This is a genomic window from Corynebacterium sp. UMB2355A (assembly GCF_033877495.1).
In the GTDB taxonomy this organism is placed as follows: domain Bacteria; phylum Actinomycetota; class Actinomycetes; order Mycobacteriales; family Mycobacteriaceae; genus Corynebacterium; species Corynebacterium pseudogenitalium.
Genome location: NZ_CP138855.1, coordinates 1,759,151 through 1,779,690, shown reverse-complemented (window position 1 = coordinate 1,779,690; position 20,540 = coordinate 1,759,151). Strand labels below are relative to the sequence as shown.

General features: G+C 62.2%; 21 protein-coding genes and 3 pseudogenes. 5 read left to right on the top strand and 19 right to left on the bottom strand.

From position 1 onward, the window contains the following. Entirely contained in the window at nt 1–1,194 is a 1,194-nt protein-coding gene (locus tag R0V12_RS08355) for a S8 family serine peptidase (RefSeq protein WP_256007714.1), read from the top strand. Here R0V12_RS08355 and eccB read toward each other — a convergent pair. The 13 genes and pseudogenes from eccB to secY form a co-directional block, all read right to left on the bottom strand. Then, nucleotides 1,191–2,390, bottom strand: a complete 1,200-nt coding sequence (gene eccB / locus R0V12_RS08350) for a type VII secretion protein EccB (RefSeq protein ID WP_413774852.1) — start codon at nt 2,388–2,390, stop codon at nt 1,191–1,193. The genes R0V12_RS08355 and eccB overlap by 4 nt on opposite strands. Nucleotides 2,391–2,493: 103 nt before the next feature. Then, nucleotides 2,494–4,632: a DUF6541 family protein gene (locus tag R0V12_RS08345; protein WP_320072460.1), complete on the bottom strand. Its 2,139-nt coding sequence runs from the start codon at nt 4,630–4,632 to the stop codon at nt 2,494–2,496. 58 nt (nt 4,633–4,690) lie between these two features. Further along, nucleotides 4,691–5,530, bottom strand: a complete 840-nt coding sequence (gene truA, locus R0V12_RS08340; RefSeq protein ID WP_288792289.1) for a tRNA pseudouridine(38-40) synthase TruA — start codon at nt 5,528–5,530, stop codon at nt 4,691–4,693. 122 nt (nt 5,531–5,652) lie between these two features. Next, a pseudogene (gene rplQ, locus R0V12_RS08335) lies at nt 5,653–6,033 on the bottom strand (50S ribosomal protein L17); the annotation flags it as partial. A 42-nt stretch (nt 6,034–6,075) separates the two neighbouring features. Continuing rightward, a pseudogene (locus tag R0V12_RS08330) lies at nt 6,076–7,088 on the bottom strand (DNA-directed RNA polymerase subunit alpha). 117 nt (nt 7,089–7,205) lie between these two features. Next, the gene (gene rpsD / locus R0V12_RS08325) at nt 7,206–7,811 is read right to left on the bottom strand and encodes a 30S ribosomal protein S4 (RefSeq protein WP_070363063.1); all 606 of its coding nucleotides are present in this window, start codon (nt 7,809–7,811) and stop codon (nt 7,206–7,208) included. Between the two features lie 27 nt (nt 7,812–7,838). Continuing rightward, nucleotides 7,839–8,244: pseudogene (gene rpsK, locus R0V12_RS08320) on the bottom strand (30S ribosomal protein S11). Nucleotides 8,245–8,247: 3 nt separating this feature from the next. Beyond that, on the bottom strand, nt 8,248–8,616 hold the full coding sequence (rpsM, locus tag R0V12_RS08315) for a 30S ribosomal protein S13 (RefSeq protein ID WP_070477572.1): 369 nt from the start codon (nt 8,614–8,616) through the stop codon (nt 8,248–8,250). 179 nt (nt 8,617–8,795) lie between these two features. Next, nucleotides 8,796–9,014: a translation initiation factor IF-1 gene (gene infA, locus R0V12_RS08310; protein WP_018017508.1), complete on the bottom strand. Its 219-nt coding sequence runs from the start codon at nt 9,012–9,014 to the stop codon at nt 8,796–8,798. A 195-nt stretch (nt 9,015–9,209) separates the two neighbouring features. After that, nucleotides 9,210–9,983 (bottom strand): L,D-transpeptidase, encoded by a 774-nt coding sequence (locus R0V12_RS08305; protein ID WP_070477570.1) that lies wholly within the window; start codon nt 9,981–9,983, stop codon nt 9,210–9,212. A gap of 14 nt (nt 9,984–9,997) precedes the next feature. After that, complete coding sequence (gene map, locus R0V12_RS08300; RefSeq protein WP_256000513.1) at nt 9,998–10,795, bottom strand: type I methionyl aminopeptidase; 798 nt, start codon at nt 10,793–10,795, stop codon at nt 9,998–10,000. A gap of 92 nt (nt 10,796–10,887) precedes the next feature. Then, nucleotides 10,888–11,433: an adenylate kinase gene (locus tag R0V12_RS08295; protein ID WP_256000512.1), complete on the bottom strand. Its 546-nt coding sequence runs from the start codon at nt 11,431–11,433 to the stop codon at nt 10,888–10,890. Next, nucleotides 11,433–12,761 carry a preprotein translocase subunit SecY gene (gene secY / locus R0V12_RS08290; protein WP_070477568.1) on the bottom strand — a complete coding sequence of 443 codons (1,329 nt, stop codon included), beginning with the start codon at nt 12,759–12,761 and terminating at the stop codon, nt 11,433–11,435. Before secY ends, R0V12_RS08295 begins: the two co-directional genes overlap by 1 nt. A 277-nt stretch (nt 12,762–13,038) precedes the next feature. On the opposite strand from secY, the gene R0V12_RS08285 reads away from it, so the two are divergent. The 4 genes from R0V12_RS08285 to R0V12_RS08270 are packed head-to-tail and all read left to right on the top strand — an operon-like array spanning nt 13,039 to nt 17,727. Beyond that, on the top strand, nt 13,039–15,510 hold the full coding sequence (locus R0V12_RS08285) for a DMSO/selenate family reductase complex A subunit (RefSeq protein WP_320072459.1): 2,472 nt from the start codon (nt 13,039–13,041) through the stop codon (nt 15,508–15,510). Nucleotides 15,511–15,535: 25 nt separating this feature from the next. Further along, complete coding sequence (locus R0V12_RS08280; RefSeq protein WP_070363070.1) at nt 15,536–16,180, top strand: DMSO/selenate family reductase complex B subunit; 645 nt, start codon at nt 15,536–15,538, stop codon at nt 16,178–16,180. A gap of 3 nt (nt 16,181–16,183) precedes the next feature. After that, nucleotides 16,184–17,125: a dimethyl sulfoxide reductase anchor subunit family protein gene (locus R0V12_RS08275; protein ID WP_070363071.1), complete on the top strand. Its 942-nt coding sequence runs from the start codon at nt 16,184–16,186 to the stop codon at nt 17,123–17,125. Next, a complete protein-coding gene (locus tag R0V12_RS08270; RefSeq protein WP_256000510.1) occupies nt 17,125–17,727 on the top strand; it encodes a TorD/DmsD family molecular chaperone in 603 nt (200 codons plus the stop codon). The genes R0V12_RS08275 and R0V12_RS08270 overlap by 1 nt, the downstream gene beginning before the upstream one ends. A gap of 71 nt (nt 17,728–17,798) precedes the next feature. Here R0V12_RS08270 and rplO read toward each other — a convergent pair whose 3' ends face one another. The 6 genes from rplO to rpsH are packed head-to-tail and all read right to left on the bottom strand — an operon-like array spanning nt 17,799 to nt 20,482. After that, nucleotides 17,799–18,248, bottom strand: a complete 450-nt coding sequence (rplO, locus tag R0V12_RS08265; protein WP_070363073.1) for a 50S ribosomal protein L15 — start codon at nt 18,246–18,248, stop codon at nt 17,799–17,801. A gap of 6 nt (nt 18,249–18,254) precedes the next feature. Next, the gene (gene rpmD / locus R0V12_RS08260) at nt 18,255–18,440 is read right to left on the bottom strand and encodes a 50S ribosomal protein L30 (protein ID WP_070363074.1); all 186 of its coding nucleotides are present in this window, start codon (nt 18,438–18,440) and stop codon (nt 18,255–18,257) included. A gap of 5 nt (nt 18,441–18,445) precedes the next feature. Next, nucleotides 18,446–19,081, bottom strand: coding sequence for a 30S ribosomal protein S5 (gene rpsE, locus R0V12_RS08255; protein WP_070363075.1), 636 nt, complete (start codon nt 19,079–19,081; stop codon nt 18,446–18,448). A 40-nt stretch (nt 19,082–19,121) separates the two neighbouring features. Further along, the gene (gene rplR / locus R0V12_RS08250; RefSeq protein WP_070363076.1) at nt 19,122–19,526 is read right to left on the bottom strand and encodes a 50S ribosomal protein L18; all 405 of its coding nucleotides are present in this window, start codon (nt 19,524–19,526) and stop codon (nt 19,122–19,124) included. A gap of 2 nt (nt 19,527–19,528) precedes the next feature. Continuing rightward, nucleotides 19,529–20,065, bottom strand: coding sequence for a 50S ribosomal protein L6 (gene rplF, locus R0V12_RS08245; RefSeq protein ID WP_070477559.1), 537 nt, complete (start codon nt 20,063–20,065; stop codon nt 19,529–19,531). An 18-nt stretch (nt 20,066–20,083) separates the two neighbouring features. After that, nucleotides 20,084–20,482: a 30S ribosomal protein S8 gene (rpsH, locus tag R0V12_RS08240; RefSeq protein ID WP_070363078.1), complete on the bottom strand. Its 399-nt coding sequence runs from the start codon at nt 20,480–20,482 to the stop codon at nt 20,084–20,086. Between the last annotated feature and the right edge of the window lie 58 nt (nt 20,483–20,540).

Here is a 20,540-nt window from a genome sequence, read left to right as displayed (position 1 = left end):
ATGCGCACCACTGCTTCTCGACACCTCTTCGTCACCCTCTGCGTCCCGCTCGCCGTTGGAACGACGCTGCCAATCTCGATCCCGGCCCCACCGGCGCAGGCCCAGGACTACGCCTGTGCCCGCCCTGCGCACCTGCAACTAGACCGAAACACGCCACCGGAGCTTGACCCATCCGTCGCCGCGTCCCGCAGCCACGCGAGTGGACGCGGGGTGCGCGTCGCCGTCATCGACACCGGCATCGCGCGGCACCCGCAACTGCCGCCGGTCACACCCGGCCGAGACTTCGTCACACCCGACGACCCCGATCCATTCTTCGACTGCGACAGCCACGGCACCATCGTCGCCGGCATCATCGCCAGCCGCGACCTCGGCATCGCGCCCACAGCGCACCTCATCTCAATCCGGCAAACCTCCGCGCACTACCGCGAAGAGCAGGCCGCGGGATCACTCGCCACCCTCACTGACGCCATCAACAACGCCGTCGACGAACGCGCACGCGTCATCAACATCTCAATCGTCTCCTGCATGCCGCCTTACCTCGCCGCAAGCCTGGACACCCGCGAGCTGGAGGCCGCGCTCCACCGCGCCGAAACCTCCGGTGCCGTCGTCGTGGCCGCCGCCGGCAACGCCACCAACGAATGCGCCCACGGCTTCGCCGTCTTCCCCGCGCACATGCCCACGGTCCTTGCCGTCGGCGCACGCGAGGACGCCCACACTGTCGCCGACTACTCCATCGCATCCCCAAAGCCGCCGCTCTCCGCCCGCGGCACCACACCCGTGGTCCTCGCGTCCGACGGCGCAGGGTTCGCCACCGGCATCACCGGCGAGCTCCAACCCGACGGCACACCAACCGTGCAGCCCTACGTGGGCACCAGCTTCGCCGCACCCGTCGTCAGTGGCGCCATCGCCCTCCTCTTCGAGCGCTATCCACACCTCTCACCGCAACAAGTGCGTGAGATCGTCTACGCCGCCGCGGAACCCAACGGCGGGGCGCTGCGCCCAGAAGACATCGTCACGCAACTCCCACCCACGCCACCGCGCGAGGCAACCGTCACCACCATCGACGCACCGTTGCCCACCGCATCCCTTGCGGCCCGGCGCGCCGGGCTGGCACTCGGTGGGCTCTTGGCATGCATCGCGCTGACGATCGTGGCGCGCTCCCTCCGTGGGGGCCGCGGACGCCGCGGGCTCTAAGACGCCACCGGTTTCAGCGCCACCGACCGCTCGAGCGGAGCTCCGGCTGGGAGAAGCGCAACGATCTGCCACGGCGCTTCCTCGGTGTGGCGCACACCGATCAGCTCGAGGGTGGCCTGCCCGGCGACCTCGTGGCGGGCACCCTCCGGCGACACCACGAGTAGGCCTTGCCCTGTATCCACGCCGACGGCGCCCTCGCGTAGTCCCGCGAAGTGGGTCGCGGTGCCCGTCCCCGCCAGCGCAATCGCCCCTTCAAGCACGCCACCGGCATCCTTCGGCCAGGTGGCTGCGCCACGTTTGTCGTTCACGCACACCGTGTCCTGTGTGGGTTGCACCCAGCGCGGAGCCTCGTGCGGGATGCGCAGGTCCAGTGGCGGCTGCGCGTCCGGGTAATGCGCGATGTCTGCGCGGTTGACGTCGCGGGAGGCGGCGCCGGCGTCGAGAAGCACTTGGGCGGCCGTGTCAGAGACTTGCTGCACACCGCCGTGCTCCGTAAGCACCCAGGTGGCCTCCGGGGTGCGCAGTACCTCAGGGAGGCGCGGTGGCAGCGTGAACGCCGGTCCCTCGCGCAGAGCGCCGAGCACCGCGTTCGGCGGCGACCAGCGCGGCGTCGTGGCGTCGATCCCCAGGGCACGGCGCATGATGCGCCCCTCCGGCGTGGTGGATGGCGGCAGCTGCCTGCGACCGTGCGCATCGACGACCCACTCACGGTGATCCGCCACCGCCAGCACCGCCGTACCCCTCGGTAGCGGCGCAGGCGCCTGACCCGCGACCACCGTGACCTTGCCCTCGGTGTGGCACGCGGACCAGGCATGCGCCTCCGTGGCCTCAGGGGCAAACATCCCAGGAGCCACGACGATGCCCACTGGCAGGCCGCGCGGCACCGTGGCCAAGTAGTCCCCACCGGCGCGGGCAGGCTCGGCGGCCTCCCCGGCGATGAGGCGAGCGGAAGTCAAGTTCGTCACAGGGTGCAAGGTGCCGTCGACACGCACGAACAGGCCGCCGTCAGTAGCTCGCACGATCGGGGCTTCGCCGGGGTGCGGGTTCGGGCTCATCCAGGCGAATAGCCCCATCACCGCGGCGATCAGCACCACCCCGACCGCCCCGAAGATCCCCGCGCGGCGCCGCGCCGCCAGCGGGTCATGGATCATCCGGATATCGCCGTAGATCAGGCCGTGCTCCACACGGCGCTGCATGAACCTGTGCCCCGACACCTGCGGTCGCGTTGTTGGCAACAATCGCTGCGACATGTATACCCCCGATGTTGTATCCCCCGATATCCAATAACGCTGTCTTACACTACCAAAGCTCCAGCGGTTCCGAGCCGTGCTTGACGGCGTCGTGCTGCATCTCCGCGAGCTCGGCGCGCGTAAACGCCTCGTTCACCGCGAAGATCACCGTGTCTCCCTTCACGTACACCGGGGTCAGCGCGCTATTGGCCGTGGCATTGTTCAAATTCACGCGCGGCGGCTGCTGCGCCCAGAACGACGGCGGCGATGCGATGTAAAACTTGATGTTCAGCCGTTCAACGGCCCGGTCCACGGCGTTCTTCGCCGTCGCGTCGCCGAGCACCCCGCGCCCGAGCATCTCTACGTCGAACAACGCGGTTGCGGTGTCGTCGCCTCGTGTCTTCGCTGGCCACAGGTAGTGCCGGGAGAGCGTCGGCACGCCGGTGTAGGCATACAGCCACGAATGCCCGTCCGCGGGCTCGCCGTAGGTCACGCCTTCCCACGCCACAGGCTGCGTCGCGAGCCAGTCGAACGCAGCCAGGTCGTCATCGTTGACCATTCGACCGCCAACGCGCGGAGCGGTGTAAATGCCCTCCGCCGATTGAGCTGCATTCGCGTGCACGGCGGTCGCAGTACTCGCAGCCACCACGAGGGACACGAGCACCGCCCCAATTGTCGACGCCCCCTTCGCCACCACCGTGCCCTCACGCGCGGCAACCGGCGCCAACGTCAGCATCCGAATCATCACCGAGGCCCCTATGGCCGCCGCGACGATGACGCACATCACCACCGGCAACACCAGGCGGTGCGCCGTGTTGTAGTGCAGCCCCGAAACCAGCGAAGGCACCACGTCCAGCACCGGCGGAAGCGGTGCGGTTGCCTGCACCACCGTCGCAAGTGACAGGACGTAGAACGCCACCGGCCACACCTGGCGACGCCACGCCACAACCGCCACCGCCCCCACGAGCGCGAGCCACAGCAGCACAGTCGGGTTGTAGTTCGGGAAGTACTCAGTGACGTGGCGCGTATCCATCGTGATCGCGAGCGCCCACGGATTTGGCGCCGTGCCATCCTCCGGAGTAGACCACCCCGCGACCTCCTGCGCCTGCTCGGAACCAGCAAACATCTGTGGCAGGAACAGCACCGCACCGGCAAGCGCCGGGGCCGCTAACCAGACAGTGTCCACGAGGCGTGAACGGACGGGACGAAGAAGCGTCGAAAAGCACCAAGCGAAGGCCACCGCCAGCGCAATCGTGGTCACCGGCGACGGGTGCACCGCCACCACCCCGAAGAACCCGATGGCCGCCGCAAACGCCGAGTTGTGATGCCGTGGCACCTCCAGGAACTGCCAAATCACAATGCCCGTGAGCGCAACTGCCATCATGTACGGCCACATGCCAACAAAATCCGACACCCACATCAGCTGCGGCGCACCGTACACCAGCAGCGGCGCGAACCCCGCCGCGATCTGCGCCGTCAGCCCCCGCGACCGCAGAAACGCAAACACCAGGCACGCCACGGACACGCAAGCCGCCACCGATGGCACGATCGCCTGCGCCACATTCAGCGCGGGGATCGGCGCCATCCCAGCGGTCTTGGCAAACAACGCAACCCCCGCGTGGTACCCCGAGGGATACAACAGCGAACTGTGCGTCTCCTGGTACATCAACTCCCCCATGCGCGTTGGCGACGCAATCCCCTCATCCATGATGAAGCGCACAGTATTAGCGTGCCACTGGGAATCCCAACCCTGCACGATATTTGCCAAACCCAGCGGAGTTCCCTGCAGCCACCGCAGCTTGTCACTAATCAGCATCGCCGACCCCGCAATCACACCAAGCAGCGGCAGCACCCAGACGGGGTCAACCACGCTGCCTTCGCGCCGCTCCTGCGGAGTCCCCGGCAGCAGCGCCCGACGCCACGACAGTTGCCCAGTGCCAGTCCAGCGCTCGCGGGCGCGGCGCGCAAACGCGTAGCGCCACCCCGCAGCACACAACATCACAAACACCACGCTCACAGAGAACGTCCACGGCGAAAACCTCGCCGACGTCAGGCCCCAAGACCAGGCACTGAAGCCAATAATGCCGAAGCTCGCGGGTATCGACGCTACCACCGACGCCGGCACACGCATGCCGGAGATGACGTTGACCAGGAATCCTGGCAGCACAAACACAAGTACCGCTGCTATGAACATCCCGGCAGTGACCACGCGTACTCCTTCGAGACCTAAGACGTTGAGACTGGTGAAATCTTATCGCTTTGCGCTCTCAGAGCGAACGCCGATCACGAGTTGTGTTGGCTCGTGCCTCCCACTCCTGCTCTGGTGGGTACACAACGTGGTCGAAGGTCAGCCCCTTCGCGGGGGCTAACGGTACGTCGGCGCGCCGCTCAGTGGCGTCGAGCAGTCCAGTGGCCCACGCCAGGTCGCGCTTGCCCTGCCCGACCGTGAGGCACGTCGCGGTCAGTGCGCGCACCATGTTCCAACAGAACGCGTCGGCACTGATGTGTGCCTCGTAGAGCTGCGGCTCCGCCTCCGTGGAAGCGTCCACCCAGCGAAAGCTGTGCACGTCGCGGATTGTCGTCGCGTGCGGTCGCGGCTTGCAGAACGCCGCGAAGTCGTGCAGCCCGAGCAGCACGTCGGCGGCCTGCTGCATTAGCTGCACGTCGACTGGGCGAGCCCACACTGCAGTGTCACGCGTCCGTGTCGGCAGCGCCCCCGCTGGGTTGGTAGTAACGCGGTAGATGTAGTGACGCGCCATCGCCGAGAAGCGAGCGTCGAACTCAGGGGCAACCTCCCGGACTTGATGAACTCGGATGTCGTCCGGTAGCAGTTTGGCAAGGCGACGCACCAGGCGCGCAGGATCACCGTCAAGAGAGCGCTGCTGCAATGACTCCGGAGCAATGTCCGCGTGCGCAACCTGACCGCGGGCGTGCACCCCCGCATCCGTACGGCCCGCGACCGTCAGGGCGACGGGGTGGCGCAGCACAAGCGCGAGCGCGTCTTCAACGGTTCCTTGGACGGTCCGCAGGTCGCCTTTCTGCCGGGCCCAGCCGTGAAAGTCGGTGCCGTCATAGGCGATGTCGAAACGCAGCCGCATCGTGTTCATTCGTTACAGGCTAGCAAACTGGTCGCGTGCTCTTGGAATGCGAAAACCCCGCGACACCGTGAAGGTGGACGCGGGGTCTCATGTGGTTGAGCTAGAAAAGCTCACTCAGCGAAGGATTAGTCCTCCTTGGAAGCCTTCGCCTCAGCTGGCTCCAGAACCAGGGAAATCTGGGTCATTGGAGCGTTGTCGCCGGAGCGAGGTGCAACCTTGATCAGGCGGGTGTAGCCGCCGTTGCGGTTTTCGAACTTCGGTGCAAGCTCGTTGAACAGGTATGCAACGATCTGCTTGTTCGGAAGCTTCGCAGCAACAGCGCGGCGTTCCTGCAGGGAACCGCCCTTCGCCTTGGTGATCAGCTTCTCAGCGTATGGGCGAAGTGCTTTCGCCTTTGCATCGGTCGTCGTGATGGCGCCGTGCTCGAACAGGGACTGCGCCAGGTTAGACAGAATGTGCTTCTGGTGGGCGGCGGACCCTCCGAGACGGGCACCCTTCTTCGGGGTAGGCATTTTCGTACTCCTCGTATGGGATTGTGAGCGCGTGCTCTTGGTTTACTCGGTTTCTTCCGCGGTGTCGTCGACGTAGTCACCAGTCTCGGCGTCGTAGCCTTCGATCTGGGTCGGGTCGAAATCTTCCGGAGCGTCCTTCAGCGTCAGGCTCATGGAGGCGAGCTTGATCTTGACCTCATTGATGGACTTCTCGCCAAAGTTGCGGATATCCATCAGGTCGGTCTCGGAGCACTCAGCCAGCTGGCCGACGGTGTTGATGCCCTCGCGCTTCAAGCAGTTGTAGGACCGGACGGAGAAGTTGAATCCTCAATCGGCAGGTTGTAAGCCGCGATGTACTCCGTCTCCTGTGGGGACGGGCCGATCTCGATGCCTTCTGCTGCCGTGTTCAGCTCACGTGCCAGGCCAAACAGCTCCACCAGGGTGGAACCGGCCGAAGCCAACGCGTCGCGAGCAGACATGGAGTTCTTCGTCTCCACGTCGATGATCAGCTTGTCGAAGTCAGTGCGCTGCTCAACACGGGTTGCCTCAACCTTGTAGGCAACACGGGTCACTGGCGAGTAGATCTGGTCGACCGGAATGCGGCCGGCTTCCCCACCAGAGTTCGGCATCGCCGGGACGTAGCCACGGCCACGCTCCACGACAAGCTCCATCTCAAGGCGTGCCTGCTCATTGAGCGAAGCGATGTGCAGATCCGGGTTGTGGATCTGAACATCAGCTGGCGTCTCAATGTCGCCGGCGGTAACGACTCCCGGGCCTTCAACGGACAGGTACATCACGACTGGCTCGTCGGACTCCGACGACAGCACGATGTCCTTGATGTTGAGGATGATCTCGGAAACGTTTTCCTTCACACCGTTGATGGTGGTGAACTCATGGAGCACACCATCAATCTTGATCGAGGTAACCGCTGCGCCCGGAATGGACGACAGCAGCGTACGGCGCAGGGAGTTACCCAGCGTGTAACCAAAACCTGGCTCGAGTGGCTCGATGATGAACTTCGAGCGGTTGGTATCGATGTACTCCTCGGTCAGCTGCGGACGCTGTGAGATGAGCATGAACTTCTCCTTTTCCGGCTACCACTATATGAAGCCGCGAGAATATGGACTTTCGGAAAGATATCGCACCACTTGTATACGTACGTATCGACGCAGTGCGGGGTGAAGTAAGCGGGCTTACTTCGAGTAGAGCTCGACGATGAGCTGCTCCTGCAGCGGCACCTCGATCTGAGCGCGCTCCGGCAACTGGTGCACGAGAATGCGCAGGGTGTCCGGAACGACCTGGAGCCATGCCGGAACAACGGCGTCCAGCAGGTTGTCCTGGGCCTCTTCGAACCAGAGCATCTTGCGGGACTTGTCACGAACATCGATGATGTCGTACTGCGTGACCTTGTAAGAAGGAACGTCGATACGCTTGCCGTTCACGGTGAAGTGACCGTGGGAAACAAGCTGACGTGCCTGGCGACGTGTGCGCGCCAGACCTGCACGGTATACAACGTTGTCCAGACGGGACTCAAGCAGGATCAGCAGGTTGTCGCCGGTCTTACCTGGGAGGCGGTTGGCCTCCTCGTAGTAGCGACGGAACTGCTTCTCCATCACTCCGTAGGTGAAGCGAGCCTTCTGCTTCTCCTGGAGCTGGAGCAGGTACTCAGATTCCTTGATGCGAGCGCGGCCAGCCTGCCCCGGAGGGTATGGGCGACGCTCGAAGGACATGTCACCGCCGACGAGATCGACGCGGAGGCGACGGGACTTACGGGTAGCAGGGCCGGTATAACGAGCCATGATGTATTACCTCTTTTCCTTTCTGCCTTAAACGCGACGACGCTTCGCCGGACGGCAGCCGTTGAACGGCTGTGGGGTCACGTCAGAGATTCGAGGACACCTCCAGGCCAGCAGCCTGGAGCGAACGGATTGCGGTCTCACGGCCGGAGCCTGGACCCTTGACGAAAACGTCAACCTTCTTCATACCGTGGTCCATCGCCTTGCGAGCAGCGTTCTCAGCTGCCATCTGAGCAGCGAACGGCGTGGACTTGCGGGATCCCTTGAAGCCAACGTGGCCGGAGGAAGCCCAGGAGATAACAGCACCGGTCTGATCCGTGATCGAGACGATGGTGTTGTTAAAGGTCGACTTGATGTATGCGTGGCCAGCAGCCACGTTCTTCTTTACGATGCGACGGCCACCACGGCGCGCACCGGAACGAGTCTTAGGAGGCATGGATTACTTCTTCTTTCCTGCGATGGTCTTCTTCGGGCCCTTACGAGTGCGAGCGTTCGTCTTGGTGCGCTGCCCGCGAACAGGCAGGCCACGACGGTGACGAAGGCCCTGGTAGGAGCCGATTTCAATCTTGCGGCGGATGTCTGCCTGCACCTCACGACGCAGGTCGCCCTCTACGGTGTAGGAGGACTCGATTGCGTCACGCAGTGCGGACAGCTGATCGTCGCTCAGGTTGTCCGTACGCAGGTCTGGAGAAATGCCCGTCTTCTCGAGCAGCTCCTTGGCGCGGGTTGCGCCGATGCCATAAATGTAAGTAAGTGCGATCTCCATGCGCTTATTGCGCGGAAGATCAACACCAGCTAGACGTGCCATGTGGAACGTACCTTTCGGGTTGTTACGGCGGTTTTCTCCCTATCCGCCCACGCCAACCGACTCTTTATCCGGACCGTACCGGAGGATGGGCCGTGATACACGTGGCTTTGGCCACCGTAGCCAAAGGTAAGCGACGCGCAGCAACGCCACGCGTCTGGGTAAGGAGGCTTCAAACGAAATTACTTGTAGCGGTACGTGATACGCCCACGGTCCAGGTCATATGGAGACAGCTCCACAATGACCCGGTCTTCAGGAAGGATGCGGATGTAGTGCTGGCGCATCTTGCCACTGATGTGAGCAAGGACCTCATGCCCGTTGTCGAGCTCGACACGGAACATAGCATTCTTCAAAGGTTCGACGATGCGACCCTCTACCTCAATGGCGCCTTCTTTTGCCATACACTCCACTTCCTATAGCTCACGGAACACAGCGATCCTCATTGATGCGCAATGTTTCCGCTGGTAGCTGACGTAAAACATACTTGTACTACGTGGTGCATAAACACCAGTGGTCAACTATATCCCTTCACCAGCGCAAACACAAGCCCACCTGGGAAGCTAAGTCCGCAGGTGGGCGTCGAAAAAATGGAGCAGCTAGAAGACGAAGACCTTGTCCCCGATAGCCAGATCCTGGAAGTAACGCTGGGCATCCGCGCGGTACATGCGAACGCAGCCGTGCGAGAGAATCGACGGATCCCCCTGGTGGAACGCGATACCGTTGTTGGTGAAGTACGTCGCGTACGGCATCGGCGCATTGCCGAACTCCCACGAGATCTCATCCTTCACCTTGCGGTTGACGTAGAACGTACCCTTCGGCGTATCAAGGCCAGGCCTGCCCGGACCGATCAGGTCAGCCGTGTAGTACATCTGGCCGTTATTCTGCAGCCAGGAACGGCGTCCGCCGGTGTCCACACACACCTTCGCATCCTTCGGACATGGGCCGTAATCGAACGCGGGTTGTGCAGGTGGCGCCGGGCGTGCAGCTGGTTTCGGCGCTGGCTTCGGAGTCTTCTCGGCGATCAGGCCTGGGTAGAAGCGTTCGACAGTAGCATCGATGCTTGCCTTCGCCTGGGCTGGCAGGTCCTTGTTGATTGCCGCCAATCCGTCGGCCTGCGCGCGCAGCGAGTTGCGGGTCTGCCATGCTCGCTCACGTGCGTCGGGCGTACTGGAGCCGATGCTGGAGAGCTGAGACTGCGTCTGCTCAAGCAGGGCACCCAGTCCACCATTCGAAGACATCGCTGGCATCTGCTGCGCCTCCGCCATCGCTGGCTGGGCAAGCATGGAGGCGGCGACGCCGATTCCAACACTCAAACCGGCAAGCTTGCGGCTCAGTTGGGATGGCTTCGCATGTCGAGGTTGATAACGCATGTGGGCAGTATAGCTTACTTCGCTTCGCGGACAGTGAGGATGCGCGGCCCGTCAGCCGTGGCGGCGACCGTGTGCTCCCAGTGCGATGCCGGGGCGCCGTCGATGGAAACGACCGTCCAGTCGTCACCGAGCACCTCCGTGTCGATCTCCCCGCCGAGGATCAGCATCGGCTCAATCGCCAACACCGACCCCTCCTGGATCACAGGGCCGCGCCCGGGTTTTCCCTCGTTGGCAAGGTATGGATCCTCGTGCATCGTGCGTCCGATCCCGTGGCCGCCGTACCCGTCCACAATGCCGAGCTCCACTCCGAACTTCTCCTCTGCTGCATACGTCGCGCGCTCGAGTGCATGCGACACGTCGGTCAACCGGTTGCCCGGCACCATCGCCTTCAGCCCCTCGTACAGCACCCATTCAGTTGCCCGGTTCAACTTTTCGACGTCCGCTTCGAGCTCACCCACACCGAACGTCCACGCAGAATCCCCTACCCAACCATGCAAGGTCGCGCCACAGTCGATAGAGACCAGGTCTCCCTCGCGGAGCACAGTCTCATTGTTCGGGATTCCGTGCACGACTACCTCGTTGACTGATGCACAGATCGAGCCCGGAAACCCCTGGTACCCCAAAAACGTGGGCGTGGCCCCGTGATCACGGATAACAGCCTCCGCGACCTTGTCTAAGTCAAGCGTCGACTTGCCGGGGGCGGCCGCCGCCCGCACCTCCTGCAGCGCCAAACCGACGATTCGGCCTGCCTTCTCCATCGCGTCGAGCTGCTCAGGTGTCTTTGCGACAATCTTGCGCTTCCGGAACCCCATCATTCGCTTCCTTCCTAGAGTTACTGCGTAAAAGGGCCGGTAGGCACTCGTCGAGTCCCTACCGGCCCTTGCGCCTATATAGACGCTGTATGTTACTTCTTCAGCTGCGCCATCGCGCGCTCGTTGATTTCATCAACGTCACCAACAGCGTCGATGGAGATGATCTCGTCGCCGTAGTGATCAATCAGCGGCGCGGTTTCTTCGCGGTAAACCTTGAGGCGGGTGCGGATCGTTTCCTCATTGTCGTCCGCGCGGCCACGGGCGAGCATGCGCTCGACCACCACGTCTTCGTCGACAACAAAGTTGAGCACGCCGTCCAGCTTCAGGCCCTGCTTACTCAGCAGCTCCTTCAGGATCTCTGCTTGCTCAACGGTGCGCGGGAAACCGTCGAGCAGGAAGCCGTTCGCAGCATCTTCCTGGCTGAGTCGGTCTTCCACCATGCGTGCGGTGACATCGGTCGGCACAAGCTTGCCAGCATCGATGTAGCTTTTCGCTTCGACACCAAGCGGGGTGCCCTGGCCGATGTTCGCACGGAACAGGTCACCGGTGGAGATGTGCGGAACGCCGAGCTTCTCGGAGAGAATGGCTGCCTGAGTGCCTTTGCCAGCGCCGGGAGGGCCAAGTAGTACAAGTCGCATTATCGCAACAGTCCTTCGTAGTTGGATTGGAGAAGTTGGGATTCAATTTGCTTGACCGTAGTCAATGCTACGGACACCATAATCAGGATAGCCGTACCGCCGAACGCACTCATGCCACCGCGGCCAGCGCCGCCAATGCCGGCGTCGAGCGCCAGGTTCGGCAGGATCGCGATGAGTGCAAGGTAGAGCGCGCCAACGAACAGGAGGCGGTTCATCACGAACGCGAGGTACTCGGCGGTTGGTCGACCCGGACGAATGCCTGGGATGAAGCCACCGTACTTCTTCATATTCTCTGCCTGGTCGACCGGGTCATACTGGATAGAGACGTAGAAGTAGGAGAAGAAGATGATCATGGCGAAGTACGCCAGGATGTACTGCCAGGAGCCTGGGTTCTGCAGCCACGCCATAACGTTGTTCATCCACCAGTTGTCCGGCGGAGTCGTGTTGTTCATGGTCACGATCTGCGTGATTAAGACAGGGACGTACATCAGTGAGGAGGCGAAAATCACAGGAATAACGCCAGCCTGGTTGACCTTGAGCGGCAGGTACGTAGAGGAACCGCCGTACTGACGGCGCCCAACCATGCGCTTCGCGTACTGCACCGGAATGCGGCGCTGGCCCTGCTCGATGAAGATGATGCCAACGACCAACGCAATGATCGCCGCAACGACCATGGCGAAGGTAACCGCGCCGGAGTTCTTCAGGATGTAGGCACCCTCGGACGGAAGCTTCGTCGCAATACCAGCGAAGATCAGCAGGGACATACCATTGCCGACGCCCTTTTCAGTGATGATCTCGCCGAGCCACATAATCAGGACTGCACCCGACGTCATGACGATGATCATCATGATGAGCGTCCAGATGTTGCGGTCCTCAATAAGCACCGGAATCCCCTGGCCGAGCAGCTGCTCACGGTCGGCCAGCGCCACAATACCTGCGGACTGCAGCAGCGCCAGCGCTACCGTGAGGTAACGCGTGTACTGCGTCATCTTGGTTTGGCCCGACTGCCCTTCCTTCTTCAGTTCTTCGAACTTCGGGATCACCACGGTCAGCAGCTGCACGATAATCGACGCCGTAATGTACGGCATGATGCCAATCGCGAAGATGGACAACTGCAGCAACGCACCACCAGAGAACAGCCCGATGATGGAGAACATCGTGGCGTTGTCACCCTGAGCGACTTCCTCCAGACGGGAGTTAATCAACGCGTAGTCGACACCAGGCGTCGGAATCTGGGCACCAATGCGGTACAGAATCATCAACGCAAGGGTAATCAGAATCTTCTTCCGAAGATCCGGGTCCTTGAACGCTTGCAATATAGCGGACACAAAGCCTCCTGGCTCCTGCAGCACTCACGCAGGAGATAGTGGACAGTACGGTTGCCAAAAGTGCACGTCACAACCACCGTAGCGGGCTGACGGGACACTCCAGACAGGATTGACCCCACTACTCTACCAGTTAGCAGGCCAAACCCCCGATTCGGCCAGCACCCCCGCGAGGGTTTCCAACTTTCGATTGAAAATCACTACACTCGAAAATAGGTAATTGGTATTACATTTATTCACGACTTTTCTGTAGAAAATCCTCGCATTCGAAGGGACAGCGATGAGCACAGCACCTACACCAACGCCGACTCCCGTGAGTCGGCGTAAATTTCTCCAATGGTCAGGCCTCGTAGGAGGCGCAGCCGTAGCGACGACGGCCGTCTCTGGCACGCTCCTGCGCGGCACCCCAGGTGTCGGCGCCGCAGAGGCCGCAGAAGGCACAAGCACCGACCCGAAGTTCGTCTGGTCCGCCTGCACCGTCAACTGCGGCTCCCGCTGCCCGCTGCGCCTCCAAGTTGAGGACGGGCGCGTCATCCGCGTCCTTCCCGACGATGGCGGCGACAACTCCATCGGCTCGCAGCAGATCCGCGCCTGCGTGCGCGGCCGCTCGATCCGCCACCGCATCTACAACCCGGACCGGCTAAAGACGCCGCTGAAGCGCAAGCCGGGCACGAAGCGCGGCGACGGCGAGTGGATCGAAATCTCCTGGGAGCAAGCGCTCGACGAAATCGCCGACCAGATGAAGGGCATCCTGGACAAATACGGCAACGAGTCCATCTACCTCGCGTACGGCACGGGCACCATCGGCGGCACCGTGGCACGCTCCTGGCCACCCGCTGAAACCCCCTTCGCACGCTTTATGAACCTCATTGGCGGTTACCTGAACCACTACGCCGACTACTCCACCGCGCAGATCACGGCAGCCTACCCGTACCACTACGGTTCCTGGGTCACGTCGAACTCCTTCGACGACGTGAAGAACTCCAAGCTGCAGGTCATGTTCGGCAACAACCCGCTTGAGACCCGCATGTCCGGTGGTGGCGAGACGTTCGTCACCCAGCAGACGAAACGCAAGTACGGCGTGAAGACCATCGTGATCGACCCGCGCTACTCCGAGACCGCAGTCGGCCTTGGCGACGAATGGGTTCCGATCCGCCCGGGCACCGACGCAGCGCTCGTTGCAGGTATCGCGCACGTACTGCTCTCCGAGAACCTGCACGACCAAGCGTTCCTGGACAAGTATTGTGTCGGCTTTGACGAGGACCACATGCCGAAGGGCGCGCCGAAGAACGGCTCGTACCGCTCCTACATTGAGGGCAAGGGGCCGGATGGCGTCGAAAAGACTCCTGAGTGGGCCGCTCGCATCTGTGGGGTGCCTGCGCAGAAGATCCGCCAGCTTGCCCGAGAGATGGGCACCGCAAAGCCAACCGCAATTACCCAGGGCTGGGGTCCGCAGCGCCACGCGAACGGCGAGAACCAGTCGCGCGCGGTGTTTACGCTGGCAGCGCTGCTCGGGCAGATCGGTATCCCTGGTGGAGGCACCGGCGCTCGCGAAGGCTCGGCAAGCTTGCCGATGACGTACCCGTTCAACACGCAGTACGAGAACCCGGTGGAGACGTCGATCTCGGTTGCAATGTGGCCACAGGCCGTCGACCACGGCCCAGCAATGACCAAGACGAAGGACGGCGTACGCGGCAAGGACAAACTCGACGTCCCGATCAAGATGATCTGGCAATACGCCGGCAACACCAACACGAACCAGCACGGCGACCTCAATCGCACGGTCGAGCTGCTTCGCGACGACTCCAAGGCCGAACTCATCGTCGTCAGCGACATCCAGATGACGGTGTCCGCGCGCTACGCGGACTACGTTCTGCCGGACTGCTCCACCGCTGAGCAAACCGACATCATCCAGCAGGGCTCGGCGGGCAACCTGGAGTACACCATCCTGGCCTCCAACGCCATCAAACCGCTGTACGACTGTCGGCCGATTTACGACGTCATCGCCGACCTCGCTGAACGCTTCGGTGTGCGCGACAAATTCACCGAAGGCCGCACCCAGGAAGAGTGGCTGCGCTACACCCTCGACGAATCCCGCAAGGAGATCCCGGAGCTGCCGTCCTTTGAGGAGCTCAAGAAGATGGGTGTGTGGCGTCGAGAAGGCGAAACCACGGTCGCACTGAAAGACTTCCGTGAGGACCCAGTGGCCAACCCCCTGGAGACCCCGAGCGGCAAGATCGAGATCTTCTCCTCCGAGCTCTACGAAATGTCGAAGGAGTGGGAGTTTGACCCGAACATCGCAGGCGACAAGCTGACACCGCTGCCGGAGCAGGTCGCAACTTGGGAAGGCGCCGAGGAAGCCGCAGAGAACAAGGAGTACCCGCTGCAGGTCATCGGCCACCACACCAAGGGCCGCACCCACTCCTCCTACGGCAACGTCGATTGGCTGCGTGACGACGCCCACCCGCAGGTCCTCTGGATCAACCCCATCGACGCCAAGGAACGCGGCATCAAGAACGACGACCCCGTCTACGCCTACAACAAGCGTGGCCGGATCCGCTCCATCGCCCGCGTCACCCCGCGAATCGCACCGGGTGTCATCTCGGTGCCGCAGGGTTCCTGGTTCAACCCGAAGGACGGCGGCGTGGACGTAGGGGCATCCGTCAATACGCTGACCAGCTGGCATCCCTCCCCTCTTGCCAAGGGCAACGCGCAGCACACGGCGCTGTGCCAGGTTGAAAAAGCGAAATAACAACACCAAGGAGTGAAACAACAACATGGCTAACAACAACGACAAGCCGAGCAAGCGCCTTGGTTTCTTCTTCGACCAGACCTTGTGCAACGGCTGCAAAGCCTGCCAGATCGCCTGCAAGGACAAGCACAACACACCGATCGGCGTGAACTGGCGCCGCGTGGTCGAGTACTCGGGCGGCGACTGGAACCGCAACGCCGACGGCGAGCTGACCACCAATACGTTCACCTACTACACATCGGTGTCCTGCAACCACTGCGACAACCCGATCTGCACCAAGGTCTGCCCGACCACCGCGATGCACATCGGCGAGGACGGCGTCGTCTCCGTCGACCCGCACAAGTGCGTGGGCTGCCGCTACTGCGAGTGGGCGTGCCCCTACTCCGCGCCACAGTTCAACCCTGAAAAGGGCGTCATGACGAAGTGCGACCTGTGCGCCGACTACCGCGCAGAGGGCAAGGACCCGGCGTGCGTGGCCGCGTGCCCGTCGCGCGCGCTCGACTGGGGCCCTATCGACGAGCTGCGCAAGGAACACGGCGACGTCGCCGGCATCGCGCCGCTGCCGGACCCAACGTTTACCGAACCACGCCTGACCATCAAGCCGCACAAGGACGCAAAGCGCTGGGACGCGTTGGATGCTGGCGAGATCATGAACCCGGAAGAGGTCTAACTCATGAATATGCACGAATGGCCCCTCACGTTTTTCACTACGTTCGGGCAGATGGCAGTCGGCGCGTTCTTCGTCCTCGGCGTCATCACAATGGTGGGACGCACCCGCTACTCCGCGAACGCGATTAACCGCATTTGTGTGCCGGCGCTCTACGCAATCGGCCCAATCATGATCGCAGGCTTCTGCCTCGCGTTCTTCCACCTCGGCAACCCGATCAACGCGCTGAACGTGATGCGCCACATCAGTTCCTCCGGACTCACCCAGGAGCTCGTGGGCGGCTGCATCTTCGCGGCGCTCGGCTTCCTGTTCGCTGCCTGCCAGTTCTTTGACTGGGGCTCCGTGGGCACCCGCACAACCATCGCGGTCATCACCGCAATTGCCGGCATCGGGTTCATCGCCACCATGGCGCGCCTCTACATGCTGCCCACGATCCCATCGTGGAACCACTGGACTACCCCGGCGGCGTTCTATCTCTCCGCCGCGGTCACCGGTCTGCTCGCGATTGCGGTCGCGCTCACGGCGTACAACTGGCTCGAGGACTCAGAGCTCATCAAAAAGCTGATTCCGTCCGCGCGCAACGAAGACCAGACAGACGCCCAGAAGGAAGAAGTCTGGGACCTCATCCACGCGTCCCTGCGCTGGATCGGCATCGCGCTGACCGTCGTCGTGCCGCTCATTTTCATCGTGATGGTGTTCAACTACGGCCGCCCCGCGGGCCCGAATCCGGCGCAGTTTGAGTTCAACATGACCGCGTTCGTCATCCGCATTGGGCTCCTGCTGGTCGGCGCGTTCATCGTGGGCCTCATCCTGGCGTTTGGCGGCCGCACCCGCCGCCCCACCTCGAGCGCAATGCTATGGATCACCGTCGCGTACATCCTGGTGGTCATCGCGGAGCTGCTCGGCCGCTTCATGTTCTACGGCGCAGTCGACCGGATCGGAATCTGATGCACACAGAGTTAGTTGAACGCTGCCACATCGCAGCAGACATCGTGGGGCAGCTCTTCCTCGACGAGCCGCAAGGCCCGCTTCTCGACGCCCTCTCCGACCCCTCCTTCCTGCAATCATGGCCGCTCGAGGACGACGCCTCGCAGCAAGCCATCAACGCCCTGCTGGAAGCGGAGCGCGACACCGCCGAAGCGTTGCAGCGAGACCACCTCTACCTGTTCATTGGCGTAAGCTCCCCGCTTGCCCAGCCGTACGAGTCCCCGTACTTTTCCAAGGACGGACTCGTCATGGATGAGGACGCCGCGGCCGTCGCCGCCGTTTACCACCAGGTCGGCTTTGACCCCGGCGCCGATAACCTCCCGCCGGACCACATCGGGCTGGAGTTCCGCTGTATCAGCCAAATGTGCGCCCTGGCGCTCAACGCGTCCTCCGAGGCCGATCAAGCCGCAGCGCTGGCGGTTCTTCGCTCCTTCACCGCCGAGCACCCCGCCCGCTTCGCTGAGCAGGTGCTTGGGGGCGTCGAAAAGCATGCGAACACCGTGATCTACCGGGCGCTGCCTGGGCTTACGCGGGGCGTGCTGGCCGCCGTCGAAACCCTCTAATACGAAAGCTCCCCACCTCGTCGCTGACGAGTGGGGAGCTTTTCTCTGCGCTGTGGCGCGAAGATGAAGGCTTATGCCTGGGTGGTGGACCCGCCGGCTGCCTCGATCTTCTCAACCGCAGACTTGGAGAACTTGGTAGCGGTGACGTCCAACTTGACGTTGATGTCGCCGTTGCCCAGCACCTTGACTGGGTGGTTCTTGCGAACCAGGCCAGCTGCGACGATGTCGTCGATGGTGATGGTGCCGCCGTTCGGGAACGCTTCTGCGAGCGCCTGAACGTTGACTACCTGGTACTCCACGCGGTTCGGGTTCTTGAAGCCCTTGAGCTTCGGCAGGCGCATGTGAAGTGGCATCTGGCCACCCTCGAATGCTGCGGAGACCTGCTTGCGAGCCTTGGTGCCCTTGGTACCACGGCCAGCGGTCTTGCCGCCCTTGCCTGCTTCACCGCGACCTACGCGGAACTTTGGTTTGTTAGCGCCCTTTGCTGGGCGCAGATCATGGAGCTTGATAATTTCAGCCATGTTGTTCTACTCCCCTGCAACTTCTTCGACGGTAACGAGGTGGCGAACCTTCAGGATCTGTCCACGGGTTGCGGCGTTGTCCTTCTTAATGACGGACTGGCCGATCTTGCGCAGACCGAGCGCCTCGAGGTTCTTACGGGTCAGTGGCTTCTCGCCAACCTTGCCGTGGTGCAATGTGATCTTCAAAGCCATTGTTCTTACGCCTCCTGTCCTGCGCGTGCGCGCAGCATGCGAGCAGGTGCGACGTCCTCGAGGTCCTTGCCACGCTTCGCAGCAACTTCCTCAGGGCGTACGAGCTGCTTGAGACCTGCAACCGTTGCCTGAACAACGTTCAGAGCGTTGTCAGAACCGATCGACTTAGCAAGGATGTCCTGGACGCCAGCGCACTCGAGCACTGGGCGAACTGCGCCACCGGCGATAACACCGGTACCTGGTGCAGCCGGGCGCAGCATAACGATGCCTGCTGCCTCTTCTGCCTGGACTGGGTGAGGAATGGTGCCACCGATCATCGGGACGCGGAAGAAGTTCTTACGTGCTTCTTCTGCACCCTTCTGGATAGCGGCAGGAACTTCCTTTGCCTTGCCGTAGCCAACGCCGACCATGCCCTTGCCGTCGCCAACGACGACGAGAGCGGTGAAGGACATGTTGCGTCCGCCCTTCACGGTCTTTGCGACACGGTTGATGGTGATGACGCGCTCGATGTACTTGTCGCGGTCATCATTCTGGTTGCGACGATCATCGCGACGGCCACGGCCACCGCGGTTGTTGCGCTCATTCTTCTTGTTCTGGTTGTCGGCGGAGCGTCCGCCGTCACGCCGTTCACGTTCGGCCATTACGCGATCCTTCCGTTGATGGTGATGATTGCGGTGGTCATTAGAACTTCAGACCACCTTCACGAGCGGCGTCGGCAAGAGCTGCGACGCGACCGTGGTACTTGTAACCTGCGCGGTCGAAGACGATAGCTTCGATGCCTGCAGCCTTGGCGCGCTCAGCGATCAGCTGACCAACCTTGGCTGCCTTTGCCTTCTTGTCACCTTCCATTGCGCGCACGTCAGCCTCGATGGAGGATGCCGCTGCGAGCGTGTGGCCAGCGAGATCGTCGATCAGCTGGACGTGGATGTGACGCGAAGAGCGGTGCACAACGAGACGTGGGGTCTCCGGGGTGCCGCGCAGCGTCTTGCGGATACGGAAGTGGCGACGTGCACGAGCCTCGCGGCGGCGGGAGGAAATATCCTTGCCGACCGGGGTGCGCTTGGTGTTCTCTGCAGAATTGCTCATGATTACTTACCCGTCTTTCCGACCTTGCGGCGAATCTGCTCACCTTCGTAGCGGATGCCCTTACCCTTGTATGGGTCATCCTTACGGAGGCGGCGGATGTTAGCCGCGATCTGGCCAACCTGCTGCTTGTCAATGCCCTCGATGGAGAACTTGGTGTTGCCATCGACTGCGAAGCTGATCCCTTCCGGAGCCTCAATGAGGATCGGGTGGGAGTAGCCGAGCGAGAACTCGAGGTTCTTGCCCTTGGCCTGGACACGGTAGCCGACACCGAAGATCTCCATGTTGATCTTGTAGCCCTCAGTCACGCCAACAACGAGGTTGTTGACCATGGAACGGGACAGGCCGTGCAGCGCACGGTGCTTACGGTGATCGTCCGGACGGGAGACGACAATCTCGTTGTCCTCAACCGCAGCGGTGATTGGCTCAGGCAGCTCGAAGTTGAGGGAACCCTTAGGGCCCTTGACCTCTACGACCTGACCGTTAATTTTAACTTCGACACCATTCGGGATGGCGATGGGTGCATTACCTACACGCGACATAGTCTTTTCAACCTCCCTTTACCAGACGTAGGCGAGAACTTCTCCGCCTACACCCTTCTCCTGGGCCTGACGGTCAGTGAGGAGACCCTGGGACGTGGAGATGATCGCCACACCCAGACCACCCAGCACCTGCGGCAGGTCGTTGGACTTTGCGTACACGCGCAGACCAGGCTTGGACACGCGACGCAGGCCAGCGATGGCAGCCTCACGGGTCGGGCCGTACTTGAGGTCCAGGGTCAGCTGCTTGCCAACCTTGGCGTCCTCAACCTTGTAATCAGCAATGTAGCCTTCCTGCTTCAGGATCTCGGCGATGTTTGCCTTGATCTTGGAGGAAGGCATTGTCACGCTCTCGTGCTGTGCGTGCGACGCGTTGCGCACGCGAGACAGCATGTCTGCGATTGGATCAGTCATCGTCATAAGATGTGACCGTTTACCTTTCTCGTTGCGGTTCCCTACCCACCTGACCAGCAAGACT